The organism is Klebsiella sp. 1SOBk5mer (assembly GCF_046603115.1).
Lineage (GTDB): Bacteria > Pseudomonadota > Gammaproteobacteria > Enterobacterales > Enterobacteriaceae > Klebsiella > Klebsiella quasipneumoniae.
Map to the genome: position 1 here is coordinate 387,566 of NZ_JBKIUU010000001.1, position 20,914 is coordinate 408,479.

At 60.7% G+C, this 20,914-nt stretch carries 17 protein-coding genes and 2 pseudogenes; 11 read left to right on the forward strand and 8 right to left on the reverse strand.

Annotation, left to right across the window (positions count from 1 at the left end):
* Positions 1–211 precede the first annotated feature (211 nt).
* From ACLH1U_RS01915 to ACLH1U_RS01925, 3 genes are all read left to right on the forward strand, one after another.
* Positions 212–3,268, forward strand: a complete 3,057-nt coding sequence (locus tag ACLH1U_RS01915; RefSeq protein ID WP_194859929.1) for an FAD-binding and (Fe-S)-binding domain-containing protein — start codon at positions 212–214, stop codon at positions 3,266–3,268.
* Entirely contained in the window at positions 3,265–3,675 is a 411-nt protein-coding gene (gene menI, locus ACLH1U_RS01920) for a 1,4-dihydroxy-2-naphthoyl-CoA hydrolase (RefSeq protein ID WP_023290099.1), read from the forward strand. The genes ACLH1U_RS01915 and menI overlap by 4 nt, the downstream gene beginning before the upstream one ends.
* Positions 3,676–3,878: 203 nt before the next feature.
* The gene (locus ACLH1U_RS01925; RefSeq protein ID WP_004203110.1) at positions 3,879–4,127 is read left to right on the forward strand and encodes a GlsB/YeaQ/YmgE family stress response membrane protein; all 249 of its coding nucleotides are present in this window, start codon (positions 3,879–3,881) and stop codon (positions 4,125–4,127) included.
* Between the two features lie 98 nt (positions 4,128–4,225).
* Here ACLH1U_RS01925 and ACLH1U_RS01930 read toward each other — a convergent pair whose 3' ends face one another.
* Positions 4,226–4,546, reverse strand: a complete 321-nt coding sequence (locus tag ACLH1U_RS01930) for a hypothetical protein (RefSeq protein WP_064154444.1) — start codon at positions 4,544–4,546, stop codon at positions 4,226–4,228.
* 598 nt (positions 4,547–5,144) lie between these two features.
* On the opposite strand from ACLH1U_RS01930, the gene ACLH1U_RS01935 reads away from it, so the two are divergent.
* Both ACLH1U_RS01935 and ACLH1U_RS01940 read left to right on the forward strand, forming a co-directional pair.
* Positions 5,145–6,125 (forward strand): DUF1852 domain-containing protein, encoded by a 981-nt coding sequence (locus tag ACLH1U_RS01935; RefSeq protein ID WP_032453251.1) that lies wholly within the window; start codon positions 5,145–5,147, stop codon positions 6,123–6,125.
* A gap of 23 nt (positions 6,126–6,148) precedes the next feature.
* Positions 6,149–7,180, forward strand: a complete 1,032-nt coding sequence (locus tag ACLH1U_RS01940; RefSeq protein ID WP_023290096.1) for a methionine synthase — start codon at positions 6,149–6,151, stop codon at positions 7,178–7,180.
* A 64-nt stretch (positions 7,181–7,244) separates the two neighbouring features.
* On the opposite strand, the gene ACLH1U_RS01945 is transcribed toward ACLH1U_RS01940, so the two are convergent.
* From ACLH1U_RS01945 to ACLH1U_RS01965, 5 genes are all read right to left on the reverse strand, one after another.
* Complete coding sequence (locus tag ACLH1U_RS01945; RefSeq protein WP_411299005.1) at positions 7,245–8,477, reverse strand: MFS transporter; 1,233 nt, start codon at positions 8,475–8,477, stop codon at positions 7,245–7,247.
* An 11-nt stretch (positions 8,478–8,488) separates the two neighbouring features.
* Positions 8,489–9,250: an ABC transporter ATP-binding protein gene (locus tag ACLH1U_RS01950; RefSeq protein ID WP_023290094.1), complete on the reverse strand. Its 762-nt coding sequence runs from the start codon at positions 9,248–9,250 to the stop codon at positions 8,489–8,491.
* Complete coding sequence (locus ACLH1U_RS01955) at positions 9,250–10,287, reverse strand: FecCD family ABC transporter permease (protein WP_032453250.1); 1,038 nt, start codon at positions 10,285–10,287, stop codon at positions 9,250–9,252. The genes ACLH1U_RS01950 and ACLH1U_RS01955 overlap by 1 nt, the downstream gene beginning before the upstream one ends.
* On the reverse strand, positions 10,287–11,285 hold the full coding sequence (locus ACLH1U_RS01960) for an ABC transporter substrate-binding protein (RefSeq protein WP_032453249.1): 999 nt from the start codon (positions 11,283–11,285) through the stop codon (positions 10,287–10,289). Before ACLH1U_RS01960 ends, ACLH1U_RS01955 begins: the two co-directional genes overlap by 1 nt.
* Before the next feature lie 157 nt (positions 11,286–11,442).
* On the reverse strand, positions 11,443–12,354 hold the full coding sequence (locus tag ACLH1U_RS01965; protein WP_087824091.1) for a LysR family transcriptional regulator: 912 nt from the start codon (positions 12,352–12,354) through the stop codon (positions 11,443–11,445).
* Positions 12,355–12,450: 96 nt separating this feature from the next.
* On the opposite strand from ACLH1U_RS01965, the gene ACLH1U_RS01970 reads away from it, so the two are divergent.
* The 4 genes from ACLH1U_RS01970 to ACLH1U_RS01985 all read left to right on the forward strand — a co-directional run bounded on the left by ACLH1U_RS01970 (position 12,451) and on the right by ACLH1U_RS01985 (position 18,440).
* Positions 12,451–13,446 carry an NAD-dependent epimerase/dehydratase family protein gene (locus ACLH1U_RS01970; protein WP_411299006.1) on the forward strand — a complete coding sequence of 332 codons (996 nt, stop codon included), beginning with the start codon at positions 12,451–12,453 and terminating at the stop codon, positions 13,444–13,446.
* A gap of 97 nt (positions 13,447–13,543) precedes the next feature.
* Entirely contained in the window at positions 13,544–14,158 is a 615-nt protein-coding gene (locus ACLH1U_RS01975) for a TetR/AcrR family transcriptional regulator (protein ID WP_065805468.1), read from the forward strand.
* A gap of 74 nt (positions 14,159–14,232) precedes the next feature.
* Entirely contained in the window at positions 14,233–15,342 is a 1,110-nt protein-coding gene (locus ACLH1U_RS01980; protein ID WP_411299007.1) for an efflux RND transporter periplasmic adaptor subunit, read from the forward strand.
* Positions 15,339–18,440 (forward strand): efflux RND transporter permease subunit, encoded by a 3,102-nt coding sequence (locus ACLH1U_RS01985; RefSeq protein WP_411299008.1) that lies wholly within the window; start codon positions 15,339–15,341, stop codon positions 18,438–18,440. The genes ACLH1U_RS01980 and ACLH1U_RS01985 overlap by 4 nt, the downstream gene beginning before the upstream one ends.
* Positions 18,441–18,489: 49 nt before the next feature.
* Here the strand turns inward: ACLH1U_RS01985 and lldD are convergent, their stop codons facing one another.
* Together lldD and ACLH1U_RS01995 are read right to left on the reverse strand one after the other, a co-directional pair.
* Positions 18,490–19,674 (reverse strand): FMN-dependent L-lactate dehydrogenase LldD, encoded by a 1,185-nt coding sequence (gene lldD, locus ACLH1U_RS01990; protein WP_048297731.1) that lies wholly within the window; start codon positions 19,672–19,674, stop codon positions 18,490–18,492.
* A gap of 289 nt (positions 19,675–19,963) precedes the next feature.
* A pseudogene (locus tag ACLH1U_RS01995) lies at positions 19,964–20,053 on the reverse strand (hypothetical protein); the annotation flags it as partial.
* On the opposite strand from ACLH1U_RS01995, the gene ACLH1U_RS02000 reads away from it, so the two are divergent.
* Together ACLH1U_RS02000 and ACLH1U_RS02005 are read left to right on the forward strand one after the other, a co-directional pair.
* Positions 20,052–20,249 (forward strand): hypothetical protein, encoded by a 198-nt coding sequence (locus tag ACLH1U_RS02000; RefSeq protein ID WP_004203090.1) that lies wholly within the window; start codon positions 20,052–20,054, stop codon positions 20,247–20,249. The pseudogene ACLH1U_RS01995 and the gene ACLH1U_RS02000 sit on opposite strands and share 2 nt — an antisense overlap.
* Before the next feature lie 326 nt (positions 20,250–20,575).
* Positions 20,576–20,890 (forward strand): annotated as a pseudogene (locus ACLH1U_RS02005) (DUF4113 domain-containing protein); the annotation flags it as partial.
* Positions 20,891–20,914: the final 24 nt, after the last annotated feature.

The window sequence follows — 20,914 nt, forward strand, 5'->3', positions numbered from 1 at the left end:
TTTTACCTTTCCAGTCGCGCCAAAAAGCTGGCGCCGCGTAAATCCATGTACTGATAATAATATCAATAATTTTGCCGGGCTGATTTTGCACAGAAAACACGTGGGCGCATATGAAAAAAATGTGATAAAAAGTTGAATGCGCTACGCAAACGTTTAGTTAGCACCAACACAATATTTTCAAACACAACATAGTCAGGCAGGGTCAAGTGTGATGATCCCACAAATTTCTCAGGCGCCAGGGGTAGTTCAACTGGTGCTGAATTTTTTGCAGGTACTGGAGCAACAGGGTTTTACCGGCGATACCGCCACCAGCTATGCCGACAGGCTGACGATGGCCACCGACAACAGCGTCTATCAGCTGTTGCCGGATGCGGTCCTGTTTCCACGTTCCACGGCAGACGTAGCGTTACTGGCGCGGGTCGCCGCCGAACCACGCTTTAAATCGCTGATCTTCACCCCGCGCGGCGGCGGCACCGGCACCAACGGCCAGGCGCTGAACGGCGGAATTATCGTCGATATGTCCCGCTATATGAACCGCATTATCGAAATCAACCCCGAAGAGGGTTGGGTGCGCGTCGAAGCCGGAGTCATCAAAGATCAGCTAAACCAGTTTCTTAAACCCTATGGTTACTTCTTTGCGCCTGAGCTCTCCACCAGCAACCGCGCCACCCTGGGCGGGATGATAAACACCGACGCCTCCGGTCAGGGATCGCTGGTGTATGGTAAAACGTCGGATCACGTGCTTGGCCTGCGGGCGGTGCTGATGGGCGGGGATATCCTCGATACCCAGGCGGTGCCGGTGGCGCTGGCGGAGACGCTTGGCAATACGCCCTCGACGATAGGGCGGATTTACAATACGGTCTACCAGCGCTGCAAGGCGCAGCGCGAGCTAATCATTGATAAGTTTCCCAAACTCAACCGCTTCCTCACCGGATACGATCTGCGCCACGTCTTTAACGATGAGATGAGCGAGTTCGACCTGACCCGTATTTTAACCGGTTCGGAAGGGACGTTGGCGTTTATCACCGAAGCGCGGCTGGATATTACCCGCCTGCCGAAGGTACGCCGGCTGGTCAACGTCAAATATGACTCCTTTGACTCTGCGCTGCGAAATGCGCCCTTTATGGTGGAGGCCAAGGCCCTGTCGGTGGAGACCGTCGACTCTAAAGTCCTCAATCTGGCGCGCGAGGATATCGTCTGGCACTCGGTGAACGAACTGATCACCGACGTACCGGATAAAGAGATGCTCGGGCTCAATATCGTCGAATTCGCCGGGGATGACGCGGCGCTGATTGACCAGCAGGTCGCCACCCTGTGCCAGCGTCTGGACGAGCTGATGGCTCGCAGCGAGGCGGGGGTCATCGGCTGGCAGGTTTGTCACGATCTTGATGGAGTGGAGCGCATCTACGCCATGCGCAAGAAGGCGGTAGGCCTGTTGGGCAATGCCAAAGGCGCCGCCAAGCCGATCCCCTTTGCCGAGGATACCTGCGTCCCGCCCGAACACCTGGCGGATTATATCGTCGAGTTTCGCGCGCTGCTCGACAGCCACGGCCTGAGCTACGGCATGTTTGGCCACGTCGACGCCGGGGTGCTGCACGTGCGCCCGGCGCTGGACATGTGCGATCCGCAGCAGGAGGTGCTGATGAAGCAGATCTCCGACGATGTGGTAGCGCTGACGGCGAAGTATGGCGGTCTGCTGTGGGGGGAACATGGCAAAGGCTTCCGCGCCGAGTACAGCCCGGCATTCTTTGGCGAGGCGCTGTACGGCGAGCTGCGGAAGATCAAAGCGGTCTTTGATCCGGATAACCGACTGAACCCGGGGAAAATTTGTCCGCCGGAAGGGATTGACGCGCCGATGATGAAAGTCGACGCGGTGAAGCGCGGCACCTGGGATCGGCAGATCCCTATCGCGGTGCGCAGCGCCTGGCGCGGGGCGATGGAGTGTAATGGCAACGGGCTGTGCTTCAACTTTGACGTAAAAAGCCCGATGTGTCCGTCGATGAAGGTGAGCAACCAGCGCATCCACTCGCCGAAAGGGCGGGCGACGTTGGTCCGCGAATGGCTGCGTCTGCTGGCGGATCGCGGCGTCGACCCCAATCAGCTGGAGAAGGCGTTGCCGGAGCAGGGCGTTAGCCTGCGCTCGCTGGTGGCGCGCACGCGCAACAGCTGGCATGCGCGCAAAGGGGAATATGATTTCTCGCACGAGGTCAAAGAGGCGATGTCCGGCTGTCTGGCCTGCAAAGCCTGTTCGACCCAGTGCCCGATCAAAATCGATGTCCCGGAGTTCCGCTCACGCTTCCTGCAGCTTTACCACAGCCGCTATCTGCGGCCGGTGCGCGATCATCTGGTGGCGTCGGTGGAATCCTATGCGCCGCTGATGGCCCAGGCGCCGAAGACTTTTAACTTCTTTATGAACCAGCCGTGGCTGAAAAAGCTGTCGGAGAAGCATATCGGGATGGTCGATCTGCCGCTGCTCTCGGCGCCGTCGCTGAAGCAGCAGATGGCCGGCCACCGCTCCGCCAACATGACCCTTGAGCAGCTCGAAGCGCTAAGCGCCGAGCAGAAAGCGAAGATGGTGCTGGTGGTACAGGATCCCTTTACCAGCTATTACGACGCCCAGGTGGTGGCTGACTTTATCCGTCTGGTTGAGGCCTTAGGCTATCAGCCGGTGCTGCTGCCGTTCTCGCCGAACGGCAAGGCGCAGCATATTAAAGGATTCCTGACCCGCTTCGCGCGCACCGCGCAGAAAACGGCAGACTTCCTTAACCGCGTGGCGCAGCTGGGTATGCCGCTGGTCGGCGTCGATCCGGCGCTGGTGCTCTGCTACCGCGATGAATACAAGCAAACGCTTGGCGACAAGCGCGGCGATTTTCAGGTGCTGTTAGTCCATGAGTGGTTGCCGAAGGTCCTGACCGCCGACGCCCGTCCCGATCCGGGCGGCGAGCCCTGGTACCTGTTCGGTCACTGTACGGAAGTGACCGCGCTGCCGGCGGCGACGAAGCAGTGGGCAGAGATTTTTGCCCACTTCGGCGCGAAGCTGGAAAACGTCAGCGTCGGGTGCTGCGGGATGGCAGGCACCTATGGTCATGAAGTGAAAAACCATGCCAACTCGCTGGCCATTTACGCGCTCTCCTGGCAGCAGGCGATGCAGCGGCTGCCGCGTAACCGCTGTCTGGTGACGGGCTACTCCTGCCGCAGCCAGGTGAAGCGCATTGAAGGCAGCGGCGTTCGCCATCCGCTGCAGGCGTTACTGGAGATAATCGGATGATTTGGAAACGTCAGGCCACGCTGGAGCAGCTCAACCGACTCGGTGAGGGAAACATGGTAGGGCTGTTGGATATTCGCTTTGAGACCTTTACCGACGATACGCTGGAGGCCACCATGCCGGTGGATGGGCGCACACAGCAGCCGTTTGGCCTGCTGCACGGTGGGGCGTCGGTGGTGCTGGCGGAGACGCTGGGGTCGGTGGCGGGTTATCTGTGCAGCGAAGGCGAACAGAAGGTGGTGGGGCTGGAGGTTAACGCCAACCACATTCGTTCGGCGCGCGGGGGCCGGGTGCGGGGCGTGTGCAAAGCGCTGCACGTCGGGACTCGCCACCAGGTCTGGCAAATTGAAATCTTCGACGAACAGTCGCGATTATGCTGTTCATCGCGGCTAACCACCGCGGTAATATAAGTCATGACCGGGAGGCGAATAGCCTCCCTTTTTTCAGGGGAATAAGCGGGGGCGGGGCCGCCAGCGCGAAACATCAGGCCAGCAGCGCTACCGCGCGGCGGCAAGAAATTATCTAATAAATAGATTATTACCGATCCAATCTCGTTATATATGCTACTCTTTTCAATACGAAATGCTTAAAGGTAACAAGAGGACGGTTAACCATGGGTATTCTTTCCTGGATCATTTTTGGACTTATTGCCGGTATTTTAGCCAAGTGGATTATGCCGGGGAAAGACGGCGGCGGGTTTATTGTAACCATTATTCTGGGGATCATCGGCGCCGTGGTCGGCGGCTGGATCAGTACCTTCTTTGGTTTTGGCAAAGTCGACGGGTTTAATTTCGGCAGCTTCGTGGTGGCGGTAATCGGTGCGCTGGTCGTGCTGTTTATCTACCGTAAAGTGCGCAGCTAATTTTCAGCATTCTGTTTTATTCAAGCTAACAAAAGCTGCCGCGATAAGCGGCAGCTTTTTTATTATCGCAGGACTCATGCAGAGCGCCCACGCCAGGGCTATTTCCCGTCGGCATCCTCCGCAACCGGCACCACCTCAACGTGAACTTCGTAGTGCTTCGCCTGACCGGTGGGGATCAGGGCGGTCAGTTTGTTAATGGTTTCCGCCGGCGTATCGGTCGCGACCGTTGCTGAAAACAGCACCGGCTTGCGCGGCGGAAACGGTGGCGGGAACGGCGGTTGGGGGCCATGACCCATCTCCAGCGGAGGACGACCGCCGTTGTCGACAACGGGCGTCGGGGCGTCGGTTTTATCGGCGGCAAACGCGCTGGCGGCGGCCACGGCGGCGATAGCGAACAGGGCAAGGAGAGCTTTTTTCATCTGGTATTCCTCGATTAACAAGTACCAAAAGAGTAGAGGGCAGCGGCAGGCGGGACAATCCCGTGCGGCGCGAATCCTCTGAATCTCCTTTATTCCTCGCGAATGTGAAGGTCAGATGAGAGCGGGTGTCATTGTGTTCGGGAGCCTCTTAATTCAGCAGTACGCTCATAATCAGCAGCACGGCCATGCACATCGACATAATACTGATATCAACAATCATTCTGTACGACAAAAGCTCCAGCTAAACGGGTACGACGGCTATGTTAAAGCACGTATTATAGTGGTTAAAGATTGTACCCTGGCATACATTCACACCACAAACGTTTATTAGGCTGACGTGGCCTGAACTGCCGCCCCTGATCATGGCATCATGACGATACCTCGAGTACACCTGGCGCTTAGCGGAGCAACATGAGGATAGCTCATGTTGCAATGAATTTAAGTCGCTTTCCCTCCATCACCGACTCTGGCAAAAATAGACCCATTAACGAATCAACAACATTTACCGGTTGAAGCGCGCCAGGTCTGACTCTGCGTCGCCTGTGGAAAATACTCCGCTTATTCCGCTTTATGCCCGACACCAGGATGGACAATCGCCATGAATAACGAATTTACCTATACGATTAAGCGCAGCCGGTTTGATGAAAATTATAACCCTGCGGAAAATACGCGTATTACCACCAACTTTGCCAATTTGGCCAGAGGGGAGAGCCGTCAGGACAATCTGCGCAATACGTTAATCATGATGAATAACCGGTTTAATACCCTGGCGCACTGGGATAATCCCTACAACGATCGCTATGCGGTGGAACTGGATATTATTTCTGTCGAGATGAATATTGCTCAGGATGCCGCCAGTTTTCCGGTGATAGAGATCCTGCAAACGCATATTGTCGATAAAAAAACCGGTGAGCGCCATGCCGGTATCGTCGGCAATAACTTCTCTTCGTATGTGCGGGATTATGATTTTAGCGTGCTGCTGCTGGAGCATAATAAAGACCAGAACCGCTTCAGCGTGCCCGAAAACTTTGGCGAGCTGCACGGCAATATCTTTAAGGATTTCGTGCAGTCCAGCGCCTATAAGACCAGCTTCAGCAAGGCGCCGGTGATTTGCCTGAGCGTATCCAGCAAAGATGTTTACCGTCGCACTGGCAACGAACATCCGGTCCTCGGCATTGAATATGCCCAGGAAGGCGTCTCGCTGACCGAGCGCTATTTCAGCAAAATGGGGCTGCAGGTGCGCTATTTTATGCCAAAACATAGCGTCGCGCCGTTGGCCTTCTATTTTTCCGGCGATCTGCTCAGCGATTACACCAGCCTGGAGCTGATCGCGACCATCAGCACGATGGAGACGTTTCAGAAAATATACCGACCGGAGATCTACAACGCGAATTCTGCGGCGGGGCAATACTATCAGCCCAATCTCAATCACCTGGATCATTCCGTCACCAAAATTGTTTATGACCGGGAAGAGCGCAGCCTGTTGGCGATAGAGCAGGGTAAATTTACACAACAACATTTTATCAACCCGCACAAGACGTTGCTTGAGCAATGGTCTGCTAACTTCGCGCTTTGCTAAACCAAAATAAAAGGCTACTGATTATGAAAACATGGCTTCCGACATCGACCGCCGGCAGTTTACCGAAACCTTCCTGGCTGGCGCAGCCAGAGACCTTGTGGTCGCCCTGGAAACTGTCCAGCGAAGAATTACTGGCCGGCAAGCGCGACGCCCTGCGTTTGTCCCTCGACGACCAGCTGCGGGCCGGGATCGATATTGTCAGCGACGGCGAGCAAACGCGGCAGCACTTTGTCACCACCTTTATTGAGCACCTCAGCGGCGTTGATTTTGCCAAACGCGAGATCGTGAAAATTCGTAACCGCTATGAGGCCAGTGTTCCAACCGTGGTGGGCGCCGTGGAGCGCCAGAAACCGGTCTTCGTTGAGGACGCGCGCTATCTGCGTCAGCTCACCAGTCAGCCGATTAAATGGGCGCTGCCGGGCCCAATGACCATGATCGACACGCTGTATGACAACCACTATAAAAGCCGGGAAAAGCTGGCCTGGGAGTTCGCCAAAATCCTCAATCAGGAAGCGAAAGAGTTAGAGGCCGCCGGGGTCGATATTATTCAGTTCGATGAGCCGGCCTTCAACGTCTTCTTCGATGAGGTGAACGACTGGGGGATCGCCGCGCTGGAACGAGCCACCGAAGGGCTGAAGTGCGAGACGGCGGTGCATATCTGCTACGGCTACGGCATCAAGGCCAATACCGACTGGAAAAAAACGTTGGGCTCTGAGTGGCGTCAGTATGAGGAGGCCTTCCCACAGCTGCAGAAATCGTCCCTCGATATTATCTCTCTCGAGTGCCACAACTCGCGGGTGCCGATGGATCTGCTGGAACTGATCCGCGGTAAAAAGGTGATGGTCGGAGCCATCGATGTGGCCAGCCATGCTATCGAAACCCCGGAAGAGGTGGCCGCTACCCTGCGCAAGGCGCTGGCGTTCGTCGATGCCGACAAGCTCTATCCGTCCACCAACTGCGGTATGGCGCCGCTGCCGCGCCAGGTTGCGACCGGCAAACTTCACGCCTTAAGCGCCGGCGCCGAGATCGTTCGCCGCGAGCTGGCGGCACAATAAGGCGGGCTGGCCTCCGTGCGCTTCTCCCGGTTAACTTCCTGAGCGGGCCGTTGCCCGCTCAGCGTCAGGTTGCCGCCAGCGGGCGGCAGATCGCCCGCAGGGCCACGGCGCTGCACAACGGAAACAGCGCCAGCAGAAGCCAGGGATAGACCGCCTGCGGCGTGGGGGTGAGCGCCTGGTCCAGCATATGGCCGAGCAGCAAATTCCCGGCTAACACCGCGCAACCCCCCGCCGTGGCGAGCGCCCCGTAGTGGGCGCCCAGCGTCGACTCCTCGGCGAACAGCGGGATCAGGTCCTTGGCTGAGGGGACCAGCAGCATCTGGCCGAGGGTGAGCAGCGTGACAAAGCAGGCCGACGGCAATAATCGCAGCCAGCCTTCGGCGGGCGACGAGGCGGCGAATAACGCCACGCTGACAAAAGAAGCCGACAGCAGCAGAAAGCCCACCGGCAGAATGCGCACGGCGCCAATACGTCGGGCGAAACGGGCGAGAGGAAGCTGCAGGGTAATAATCAATAGCGAGGCCAGCATAAAAAGCGGCGCCAGATCCTGCTCACGGCCGCCGGCGCGTTGGATCTCCACCGGCAGGGCGAGGTACAGCTGGTTATAGCTCAACAGCCATGAGCTGTAGGCGATAATAAACGCGACAAAGCGCGGCTGACGCAAAGGGGTCCACCACGGCACCCGGCTGCGCGTTTGTGTCCGCTGCCCGTCGGCGGGCAGACAGAAAAAGAGCACCAGCAGCGCCAGAAGAAACAGCCCCGCGCCGGCGAGGGCGATATGCCGAAAGCCGATCCCGCTCAGCAGCCCTCCGGCCACCGGGCCGATAACCGCCCCCAGTTCACCGCACACCGCAAACAGCGCAAACCACTCGGCGCGGCTGCGGTTTCCGTTGGCCTGGCTGTGGGTACCGGTCCGCGCCAGCAGAGCCTCGATCGACGGGGAAAACAGCGCTCCGCCGACGCCGGTCAGGCAGGCGCCGAGGATAATAGGCTCCAGCGTTGTGCCGCACGCCAGCAGCAGATAGCCGGCGACGCGAACCACGCAGCCGGCGAGGATGATCGCCTTAGCGCCACAGCGGTCGGCCAGCGTCCCGCCGATGATAAACATGCCCTGCTGGGAGAAGGTGCGCAGCCCGAGGATCAGGCCGATAAGCCCGCCGGAGAGCAGCATCTCGTCGCGCAGGAAGAGGGCAAGGAAAGGGACGACCGCATAAAAGCCAATATTAAAAACGAACTGGCTTCCCAGTAAAACGGGAGGCCAGAGGGTCGCCGCAGGGCGCAGGGAGAAGAGAGGCATATACGCCAAACCTAAACGATGAAATGAATGTGCTTTTTACCGTGGTACGGGGAGATCTCGATTTTGGTTTTCACCCGGAAAACGTCCCACAGCAGCGCTTCGGACAAAATCTCCTCCGGCGTCCCGCTGGCGAGGATCTGCCCCTGCTGCATCACGATCAGCGAATCGCAGAACATCGCGGCATGATTAAGATCGTGAATGGCCACAATGCTGGTCACCGGCAGCTCGCTGATCAACTGCATCAGCTGCATTTGATGGTGAATATCCAGATGGTTGGTGGGTTCATCCAGCAGGATCTCGCTTGGGTTCTGCGCCAGGGCGCGGGCGATATGCACCCGCTGCCGCTCGCCGCCGGAGAGGCTCAGCCATCCCTGGTCGCTTTTCTCCAGCATCGCCACCCGCTGCAGCGCGGCGGTGACCGCCTCGTCATCCTGAGCGCTCCAGTTTGAGAACGGTGAGTGATGCGGAATACGCCCCAGGCGCACGACGTCGCGCACCCGCATATTGGCCTCGGTCATGCCGTGTTGCTCGACGAACGCCACCCGGCGGGCGAGCTGCTTTTTCGCCATCCTGGCGATGTCCTGGCCGTCGAGGGTGACGCGACCCGCATCCGGGCGGCGCAGGCCCGCCAGAACCCGTAGCAGCGAGGATTTGCCGCAGCCGTTGGGCCCCAGCAGTCCCACCGTTTCGCCGCGCGACACCCGCAGCGAGACCGTATTGACGATGACCTTTTTGCCTGCCTTCCAGGTGATATTTTCAGCGCAAATACTCATCACTTATTCCTTGAGCGGTAGATAATCACGGCGAAGAAAGGCACCCCAACCAGAGCGGTCACCACCCCGACCGGCAGACTTTGCGGGGCAATCAGCAGGCGCGAGGCAATGTCCGCCAGCACCATCAGGATCGCCCCCGCCAGCGCGCTGGCGATCAGCAACGTCCGGTGCAGCGGGCCAAAGAAGAAGCGCATCACGTGGGGCACCACCAGGCCGACAAAGCCGATCGAGCCGGCCATGCTGACGATGGTGGCGGTGATCACCGCCGCGGTGGTGAAGAGGATCAGGCGCACGCGCGGCACGGCAATGCCTAGCGAAGCGGCGGCATCGTCGCCGAAGGTGAACGCGTCCAGCGCCCGGGCATACCACAGGCAGACCGCCAGGCCCGCGAGAACCACCACCAGGACCAGCTGGAATTCGGGCCAGCGGACGCCGCTGAAGCTGCCCAGCAGCCAGAACATCACATCGCGCGCCTGCTGCGCGCTGGCGGAGGTGCTGATGGTGTAGGCCGTGAGGGCGTTAAATAACTGCGAGGCGGCGACGCCCGCCAGGATGGTGCGCTCATTGCCGCCGCGCGCGCCGTTGGTCAGAAAGGCGACAAAGGCGAAGGCGGCGAAGGCTCCGGCAAACGCCCCGGCGGAGAGGGAGATCGCCCCGGCGCCAAGGCCCAGCACCACGATTGATACCGCGCCGGTGGAGGCCCCGGCGGAGACGCCGAGGACGTAGGGCTCCGCGAGGGCGTTCTTCAGGAGGCTTTGCAGCACGGCGCCGCAGATAGCCAGGCCGGCGCCGCAGCAGGCGGCGACCAGGGCGCGGCTGAGGCGGAAGTCCCAGATGACGCTCTCGTAGATACGATTGAGAGGCACCGCGGTTAAGCCGGTTTTATTGCTGATAGCGTAAAAGACGTTGTGCAGCGGGATGGGCAGTTCGCCAACGCTGACGCCTACCGCTATCACCAGCGCCAGCACGAACACTGCCACGACGCACCAGCCGGTGAGCAGCATGCTGCGGCGCGTCTGAAGCACGGCGACGCTCATCAGTTAAGCCCCATTTTTCTCAGCTGTTCGCCCACCTGTTCCGCGCCGTAGAGGGTGCGGATGGTCGGATTCATCGCCTGGCCGTCCATCACCACGATATGGCCTTTTTTCACTGCCTCCAGCTGGCTGACGGCGGGATCGCTTTTGAGGAATTTGATCTTCTCCTCGGCCTTATCCAGCGCCCAGCGGTTACGATCCAGGCTTGAGACCACGATCACGTCCGGGTTGGCGGCAATGATGCTCTCCCAGCTCACCGTGGGCCATTCGGTCTCGGCGGTAATGGCGTTATGTCCGCCCAGCACGCTGGCGATAAAGCCGGAGGCGCTGTTTTTGCCGCCGACATAGGCATCGGCCGACGGCGAGGCGCTGGAGAACCAGAAGACGAAGGAGAGATCTTTTTTGCTTTTACCGAACTCCTGACGCAGGTCGGCTTCACGTTTTTTGAAATCGGCGATCAGCGCCTGGCCACGATCTTCCACGTTGAAAATGCGGGCAAAATCGCTAATTTCCTGATACAGCCAGGTCATGTCCCACAGCTTCTGCCGGCTGCCGTACATATCGCCGGTAGCCTTTTTGGTGGCGCACATCCCCGGCGACACGTAGCTGTTCACGCCGACGGTCGCGAGATCTTCACGCTTGGCGACTTTGCTTTCCGGCCCCAGCAGCAGCGGCAACTGGGCGGGAACGAAATCGGGATTTTGCGCCAGTACGGATTCCAGGCTCGGGATTTCCACCGTCAGGGTTTTAATCTTCGCGTTTTGCTCAGCCAGCTGCGGTAATACCCTGGTCGGCCAGAAGGCGCTGGCCACCACCTGCTTTTGCAGCCCAAGCAGCAGCAGGATTTCGACCGTATTTTGCCCCAGCGCGACCACGCGCTCCGGCGGCCGGGTGAAGGTCTCCTGATAGCCACAGTTTTCAATCGTCAGGGGGTAGGTTGTTGCCAGCGCGGAACTGACGGCGGTGAACATCAAGCCTAACGCGCAGAGGACCTTCTTCATTAAACGCTATCCTTGTAAACAGGCGAGTGGATGACCAGCAAATGGAAGTAATGCAAATGAAACTCATTATTGAGGCGGGGTTTTATACAATGCCGTATTTACAGTGTCAATGAGTGACTATTTCAGCAGGGAAGGAGTTACCCGCGAGGCGGGTGGCTCAGCGCGCCAGTGGGCCGCGAATATACGCCTGCAACCCCTCGGCGAGGAAATCAAATACTCGCTTACAGGCGGGGCTATGGCGCAGGTCCTCATGCATCACCAGCCAGGTCTCGAGATACAGAGAAAAGTCGGCCGCCAGCACTCGCCGCAGGGGAGTGATGCCGTCGGCAAGGGGCGCCTGGCAGATGCCGATCCCCGCCCCGGCGCGGATCAGGCTCAGCTGGGCGAGGTCGCTATCGGTGCGCATCGCGAACGCCTCGCGCTGGAAACGGGGGTAGCGCTCAAGCGCCCGGCGAACGAGGGGCGTGGCGCTGTCGAAACCAATCAGCGCGTGACCGTCAAGCTCCTCAGGCGTAGCGGGCCGACCCCGGCGGGTCAGATAGGCATCGGCGGCATGCAGCCCGAGCTCGATCCTGCCGAGACGCCGCGCGATAAGCTGCTCCTGCTGCGGAGCGACCATCCGCACCGCGATATCCGCCTCCCGGTGAAGCAGATCCTGAAACCGATTGGAGAGCATCAGTTCGATGACGATATTCGGGCACGCCTGCCTGAGCCGGGCAATCAGCGGCGGCAGCACCTCGGCGCCGACCACCTCGCTGGCGGCCACGCGCACCACGCCACGCAGATCGGTTCTGTCGCGACTAAAGTTGGCCGCCGTGCGTGCCAGCGCCCGGGCGGTGTTGGCCATCGCCTCGGCGTGCACCCGCAGCGCCAGCGCCGCGTCGGTCGCCAGCAGGCCGGTCTGCGAACGGGTAAATAAGGCCTGGCCGAGGGCGGCTTCCAGCCCGGCGATATGGCGCCCCGCCGTCGGCTGGGTGATGTTCAAAGTGCGCGATGCGCCCGATAAAGAGCCTTCCTGCAGGACGGCGAGAAAGGTTCGGTACCACTCCCAGGGAATAGAGGTATTCATACAAAAATGTATAGCCGCTCGATGATGATATGCAATTTCATTTGATATGAGCGGCAGGTAGGCTGTCAAGCATCCATTAGCGAACGGGGAAAGACGATGAACAGCAGCGGCAAGGTCCTTATTCTGGGAGCAAGCGGGGGCATCGGCGGGGAAGTGGCCCGCCGGCTGGCGGCGGACAACTGGCAGGTTCGGGCGCTGAAGCGCGGCGCCCAGGTGTGCAGCCCCGAAGAGGGGATGCAGTGGATAGCCGGCGACGCGCTGGATGCCGGGCAGGTGGCGGCGGCGGCTGCCGGTTGCGACGTGATCGTCCATGCGGTCAATCCGCCGGGCTACAGGCACTGGCGGCAGCAGGTACTGCCTATGCTGCGCAACACCCTGCAGGCCGCCGAACAGCAGCGGGCGTTAGTTGTCCTGCCCGGCACGGTCTATAACTATGGACCGGATGCCTTTCCGCTGATTGCGGAAGAGGCCGCACAACAGCCGGTGACCCGCAAAGGCGCCATCCGGGTGGAGATGGAGCAGGCGCTGGAGGATTATGTGCAGCGCGGCGGCCGGGCGTTGATTGTCCGGGCGGGGGATTTTTTTGGTCCGCGCGCCGGGAATAGCTGGTTTTCCCAGGGGCTGATCAGGCCCGGTCAGCTTCCCGGCGTCATTCGCCGCCCGGGGGGGATCGGCGTGGGGCACCAGTGGGCCTGGCTGCCCGACGTCGCCGCCACCATCGCCGCGCTGCTGGCCCGCAGGCATGAGCTTGAGCCGTTTGCCCGCTTCCATATGCAGGGCCACTGGGACCCGGACGGCAGCGAAATGAGCCAGGCGATCCAGCGGGTGGTCGCCCGCTATGGCGGCAGGGCGGTAGTGAAGTCCTTTCCCTGGTGGCTGGTGAAGCTGGCGGCGCCCTTCAACGCCACCTTGCGCGAAATGGTCGAGATGCACTATCTCTGGCGTCTGCCGGTACGCCTGCGCAACGATAAGCTGGTGGCCTTTTTAGGCGCGGAGCCGCATACCCCACTCGATCGTGCCGTACATATGACGCTGCAAGGCCTGGGCTGTCTGCCTGCCGGCGCGATAAATAATGAGGCGCGTGAGGCGTAACGCGGCGAGAGAGAGGATCAGGGCGGGGCGTTATTGTGACCAAATCATAATAACGTCACTCGTTGTCAAACGATAGCGATCGCATTAAGCTAAACGGATGACGAAAAATACCTCCACCCCAGCAAGCCGTGGCCCCCTTGACCACAGCGTTCGCGACCAGATACTTGACGCGGCCATGGCGCATTTTAGTCGCTATGGCTATGAAAAGACCACGGTCACCGATCTCGCCAAAGCAATAGGCTTTTCCAAAGCCTATATCTACAAGTTTTTCGACTCCAAGCAGGCGATTGGCGAAGCAATCTGCGCCAGCCGGCTGGAGAAGATCATGGTGGCCGTCAGCGAGGCCATCGCCGATGCGCCCTCCGCCAGTGAAAAGCTGCGCCGACTCTTCCGGGCGCTGACCGAGGCCGGCAGTGAGCTGTTTTTCGAGGATCGCAAACTGTACGACATCGCCGCCGTCGCGGCGCGCGATAAATGGCCCTCAACGGAGCAGTATGCCGGTCATCTGCAGCAGCTGATTGGTCAAATTCTTGTCGAAGGCCGCCAGGCGGGCGAGTTCGAGCGCAAAACTCCGCTGGATGAGGCGACCCTGGCGGTCTATATGGTGATGTGTCCTTTCATCAACCCGGTGCAGCTGCAATACAATCTCGACACCGCGCCTACCGCGGCGGTGCTGCTTGCCTCCCTGATCCTGAGAAGTCTCTCCCCCTGATTAGTGACTATTGACTTTATTGGTCACTCGTCTGAGAATGCGTTCACCAACCGGTCTTTTCATTAAGGTGACCCATGCTCAGGCTCAACGCCGTCCATTTTGCCGTCTGCCTCCTGCCGTTGGCCCTCACGGGCTGCGGCGAACCTGCCGACCATGACGATCCCCGCACGCGGCCGCCGCTGGTGCGGGTGGCCACCGTCGAGCGCGCGGAGGCCAGCTCGCGGGCCTTTACCGGCGTGGTGGTGGCCCGTACCCAAAGCGACCTCGGCTTCAGGGTGGCGGGAAAAGTCCTTGAACGGCTGGTAGAGACTGGGCAGAGCGTCCGGCGCGGTCAACTGCTGTTGCGCCTGGATCCGGCTGATCTTGCCTTGCAGGCGCAGTCCCAACAGCGGGCGGTCGACGCCGCGCGGGCACGAGCCAAAAAGGCGGCTAACGATCTGGCCCGCTATCGCGGCCTGGTGGCCAGCGGCGCCGTCTCGGCGGCGGAGTTCGATCAGATCAACGCGGCGGCAGAGGCGGCGAGAGCCGACCTCAGCGCGGCCCAGGCGCAGGCAAACGTGGCGCAAAACGCCACCGGCTATGCCGGACTGCTGGCGGACGCTGACGGTGTGGTAGTGGAAACGCTCGCCGAGCCGGGGCAGGTGGTCAGCGCCGGGCAGGTGGTGATCCGCCTGGCGCGGGCGGGGCAGCGCGAAGCCCGGGTGCAGCTTCCGGAGACGCTGCGCCCGGCGGTCGGCAGCGAGGCGCTGGCGACACGCTATGGCAGCGAATCTCAGCCGGTCACCGCAACCCTGCGCCTGCTTTCGGACGCGGCTGACGCCGCCACTCGCACCTTTGAAGCGCGCTATGTGCTGAACGGCGCGCTGGCGAACGCCCCGCTGGGGTCTACCGTAACCCTGCGCATCGGCAACGACCAGAGGCCAGGCGAGGTGCTGGAGGTGCCCCTGGCGTCGGTCTACGATCCGGGCAACGGCCCTGGCGTCTGGCGCGTTGCCTCCCGCCCGGCCACCGTCTCCTGGCAACCGGTGACGGTGATCGGCCTGAATGATGAAACGGCGCGGGTGACCGGTCCGCTGAAGCCCGGGGAGCCGATCGTCGCTCTGGGCGCCCATCTTCTGCACCAGGGCGAGACGGTGCGGCTGGCGGAACGACGCGAGCATACTGCCGCCGGGAGCCAGCCATGAGCGACGGACGTTTTAATCTCTCCGCGCTGGCCGTCCGCGAGCGGTCGGTGACCCTGTTTTTGATTATCCTTATTTCGGTCGCCGGGCTGGTGGCCTTCTTCGGGCTCGGGCGGGCGGAAGATCCGCCCTTCACGGTCAAGCAAATGACGGTCATCACCGTCTGGCCGGGCGCCACCGCGCAGGAGATGCAGGATCAGGTCGCCGAGCCGCTGGAGAAACGGCTCCAGGAGCTGAAGTGGTACGATCGCACCGAGACCTATACCCGCCCCGGGATGGCGCTAATCACCTTATCGCTGCAGGATCAGACCCCGCCTTCCGAGGTGCCGGAGCAGTTTTATCAGGCGCGCAAGAAGCTGGGCGATGAGGCGAAAAACCTGCCTGCCGGCGTCTCCGGTCCGATGATGAATGACGAATTCGCCGATGTCACCTTTGCCCTTTTTGCGCTGAAGGCGCGGGGAGAGCCGCCCCGGCAGCTGGTGCGTGACGCCGAAACCCTGCGCCAGCAGCTGCTGCATGTTCCCGGGGTGAAAAAAGTGAATATTCTCGGCGAACAGGCGGAGCGCATTTATCTCGCGTTTTCTCATGACCGTCTCGCCACCCTGGGGCTCTCGCCGGAGGCGATTTTTGCCGCGCTGAACAGTCAGAATGTGCTGACCGCGGCCGGGGCTATCGAGACCCGCGGCGGGCAGATCTTTATCCGCCTCGACGGGGCGTTCGACCGCCTGCATCAGATCCGCGACACGCCGATAATTGCCGGGGGCAGAACGCTGAAGCTCGCCGATGTCGCCACGGTTGAGCGGGGGTATGAAGATCCCGCCACCTTCCTGATCCGCAATCAGGGCGAACCGGCGCTGCTGCTCGGCGTGGTGATGCGCGAGGGCTGGAATGGACTGGCGCTGGGGAAAGCGCTGGACGCCGAAACGGCCAGCATCAATCAGAGCCTGCCGCTCGGCATGTCGTTGACGAAAGTGACCGATCAGTCGGTGAATATCAGCGCCGCGGTCGATGAGTTCATGATCAAATTCTTTGTCGCCCTGCTGGTGGTGATGGCGGTGTGCTTTGTCAGCATGGGGTGGCGCGTGGGGGTGGTGGTCGCGGCGGCGGTGCCGCTCACCCTGGCCGTAGTGTTTGTGGTGATGGCGGCCACCGGCAAAAACTTCGACCGCATCACCCTCGGGTCGCTGATCCTCGCCCTGGGGCTGCTGGTGGATGATGCCATTATCGCCATCGAAATGATGGTGGTCAAAATGGAGGAGGGGTACGACCGCCTCAAAGCCTCGGCTTATGCCTGGAGCCATACCGCGGCGCCGATGCTGGCCGGCACCCTGGTGACGGCGGTGGGCTTTATGCCCAACGGGTTTGCGCAATCCACCGCTGGGGAGTATGCCAGCAATGTGTTCTGGATCGTCGGTATCGCGCTGATTGCCTCCTGGATTGTGGCGGTGATTTTTACCCCCTGGCTGGGCGTGCACCTGCTGCCGGAGAGGAAGTCCGCGGCGGCTGGCCACGCCGCGTTGTACGACACCCCGCGCTATCAGCACTTTCGCCGGCTGCTGACCCGGGTTATCGCCCGCAAATGGCGCGTGGCCGCCGGGGTGGTGGTGCTGTTTATGGTGGCGTTACTGGGAATGAGCGTGGTGAAAAAGCAGTTTTTCCCCACCTCCGATCGCCCGGAAGTGCTGGTTGAGGTGCAGATGCCTTACGGGTCATCGATTATCCAGACCAGCGCCGCGACGGCGAATATTGAGCGCTGGCTGCAGCAGCAGCCGGAGGCGAAGATTGTCACCAGCTATATCGGCCAGGGCGCGCCGCGCTTTTACCTGGCGATGGCCCCGGAGTTGCCGGACCCCTCCTTTGCCAAACTGGTGGTATTGACCGACGGTCCGGCCTCTCGCGAGGCGCTTAAGCTGCGGCTGCGGGAGGCGGTGGCTAATGGCCTGGCGCCGCAGGCGCGGGTGCGCGTCACGCAGCTGGTTTTTGGTCCTTATTCGCCGTATCCAGTCGCCTGGCGGGTGATGGGGCCCGATCCGCATACCCTGCGCGACATCGCCGATCGGGTGAAATCGGTGCTGCAGGCCAGTCCGCTGATGCGCACCGTCAATAGCGACTGGGGTTCGCGCGTGCCGGTGATGCATTTCAGCCTCAATCAGGACCGGCTGCAGGCGAGTGGGCTCAGCTCCCAGGCCGTCGCCCGGCAGCTGCAGTTCCTGCTGTCAGGGATCCCCATCACCACCGTCCGGGAAGATATTCGCGCCGTGCAGGTCATCGGCCGCGCGGCGGGGGATATCCGTCTGGATCCGGCGAAAATCGCCGATTTCACCCTGGTGGGCAGCGACGGGCAGCGAGTTCCCTTGTCGCAGATCGGTGAAGTCGAGATCAGGATGGAAGAACCCCTGCTCCGTCGTCGCGACCGCACGCCGACCATTACCGTCCGGGGCGATGTCGCGGATAACCTGCAGCCGCCGGATGTCTCCACCGCGCTGATGACGTCGCTGCAGCCCATTATCGACTCCCTGCCGCCGGGGTATCGCATCGAGACGGCGGGGTCAATCGAGGAGTCCGGCAAAGCCACCCGGGCGATGGTGCCGTTATTTCCGATCATGATCGCCCTCACGCTGCTGATCATTATCCTGCAGGTGCGCTCCCTGTCGGCGATGGTCATGGTCTTCCTGACCGCCCCGCTGGGGCTGATTGGCGTGGTGCCGACGCTGCTGCTGTTCAATCAGCCGTTTGGCATCAATGCCCTTGTGGGCCTGATCGCCCTGTCGGGGATCCTGATGCGAAATACGCTGATCCTGATTGGTCAAATCCACCATAACCAGCAGGCGGGGCTCGATCCGTTCCACGCGGTGGTGGAGGCGACGGTGCAGCGAGCCCGTCCGGTTCTGCTGACCGCGCTGGCGGCGATCCTGGCGTTCATTCCGCTGACGCATTCGGTTTTCTGGGGGACGCTCGCCTATACGCTGATTGGCGGGACGCTGGGGGGAACCATCATGACCCTTATCTTCCTGCCGGCCATGTATGCGATCTGGTTCCGCATCCGCCCGGAGCGCCCGGCTGACGCAGCGCAACGGCCGGCGCTGGACCCGCAGGGGTAATTTCGGTTGCCGGGCCAAGGCACGCGGTCAGGCCCGGCCCCGGGCTGCGTCAGGCAGATAAGGATACCGGGACCGCACGGCTGCGCTGTTGATCTTTTTCCAGCCGGTCGAGGCAATCGAGGCTGATGGCCGAGGGGGAGGTGGCGCCGGTGAGGGTCATGGTGACCTTCATATCCTCGGCAAATAAGCGCAGCAGGTGCGCCACGCCCGCTTCGCCCGCGGCGGCCAGGGCATAAATATAGGCTCGACCAAGCAGGACCCCCTTCGCGCCGAGGGCGAGCAGGCGAATAACGTCCACGCCGGAGCGCACTCCGGAGTCGGCAAGGACCGTCAGATCGTCGCCGACCGCCTCCGCCACCCGCGGCAGCGCCCGGGCGGTGGGGATGGCGCCATCGAGCTGTCTGCCGCCGTGATTGGAGACCACAATGCCGTCGGCGCCCAGCCGCACGGCATTGCGCGCATCCTCGGCATCGAGGATCCCTTTGATGATCAGCTTTCCTGGCCAGCTGTCGCGGATCCACTCCAGATCGTGCCAGGCGATGGACGGGTCGAAGTTGTTGCTGATGAACCCCATATAGTCGTCCATGGTCATTTTGTGGCCGGTATAGGCTTCGATATTACCGAACGACAGAGGCCTGCCCGCCAGGCCGACGTTCATTGCCCAGCGCGGGTGGGTGCAGGCCTGAAGATACTGTCGCAAGGTGGCGTGCGGCCCGGACATTCCTGAGCGGTTGTCCCGATATCGTGAGCCGGGGATCGGCATATCGACAGTGAATACCAGGGTTTTCATGCCGGCGGCCCAGGCGCGCTCCAGCGCATTACGCATGTAGCCGCGATCTTTCAGGACGTACAGCTGGGACCAGAGTGCGCCGCTGGCGTGGCTCGCCACCTCCTCAATGGAGCAGACCGACACGGTGGACAGCGTGTAAGGGATCCCGGCGCGGGAGGCGGCGCGGGCCGCCTGGACTTCGCCGCGGCGGGCATACATGCCGGTGGCGCCGACCGGCCCCAGCGCCACGGGCATCGCCCATGGGGCATCAAGGATGGTGGTGGCCAGCGTCGGTTCACCCGCCCCGCACAGCACGCGCTGGCGAAGGGCGACCGAGGCAAGCTCGGCGGCATTGGCGTTCATGGTATTTTCCGCCACCGCGCCACCGTCAATATAGTCAAAAAGGAAACGGGGCAGACGGCGACGAGCGGCTTCGCGATAATCGCTGGGGGCTGAAACAATCATAATTATATCCTTATGTCTTTTAACCTAAGTGGATGTTCTGCAGGCAAAAAAACTATAGGCTTCTTAAAATCGTTGGGGAAATGAAATATTAGCATCTCAGCCATTCCCTAATGGAATAATCTGGATTTGTCGCTTAAATAGTTATTTCTTTTTTTGCCTCAGGCACGCGCGTTATTTTTATTTATTTCCGCGAAGCGTGAATTCGGCCAAATAAAAGACCCGACGTGGTGCGACAGCGTTATACGCTATCGCCATAGCAAGGAAGCGTGGTCAGCGCGGCGCCTGCCTTTTCCAGCAGGCGTAAAGAAAGTGAATTTGAAATGGAGCAGTGGCTATCTTTTGCTAGCCTTTCTGAGGAGGACAGACGGAGCGACACCATGAAAGATAAAGATGAACAAACGGCATTGATTGGCATGGCTATCGGCGCGGCGGTCATTAGCTTAGTGGCGACCCAAAAGCAGATTAATCAGGGGAGTATCGTGGATGAGCTGGTGCGGCTGGGCAGACAGAAGGGGGATGGGGTGGAGGATGAGGTCTTTGTCCAGGCCGCCCGCCTGGTGAGAAAAGGGACCTAGCCAACCGATAGCCTTCCTGACTACCCGTTTCATCGCGGTTTACATCCCCCCGATCGCGGCCACGTCCCCGCCAGGCCGCGACCGCCCCTGCCGAAAGCGTCGCGCCTTGACGCTTTCTTCTCACGCTTTCTCATTCCGCAGGCCAGCGCCTGTTCAGCGCGCATGGCCGCTTAGTGACGCCGTCACCAGATGCGAAGCCCGAAGAGGTAATCGACGAGCTGCGAAATCAGCAAGTCGCGCTGGCCGGCGGACTGAGTAACCCGGGTGGTGCAAATGGCAACGGTGAATGAAAAGCTTCAGGATTAATCGATAGCGCATGCGATATGGATAGCCGGGACATAATTACCGCGGCGACGAAATGCCTCGATGCAGTCTGGCGAGACGGGCATCGCTATCAGAAAGCAGGCGTTATGCTTGGGGAATTCTACAGCCAGGGCGTAGCGCAACTTAACCTCTTCGATGATAACGCTCCACGGAGGAACAGCGAGAAACTGATGAAAGTTCTCGCCCAACTCAACGCAAAGGACGGAAGGGGAACGCTGTATTTTGCAGAACAGGGGATCCAGGCTGCCTGGCAGATGAAGCGAGAAATGCTCTCGCCTCGATATACGACAAGATTTGCCGATTTACTTAAAGTGTGATGAGTTAATGTGCCCTCTAAAATT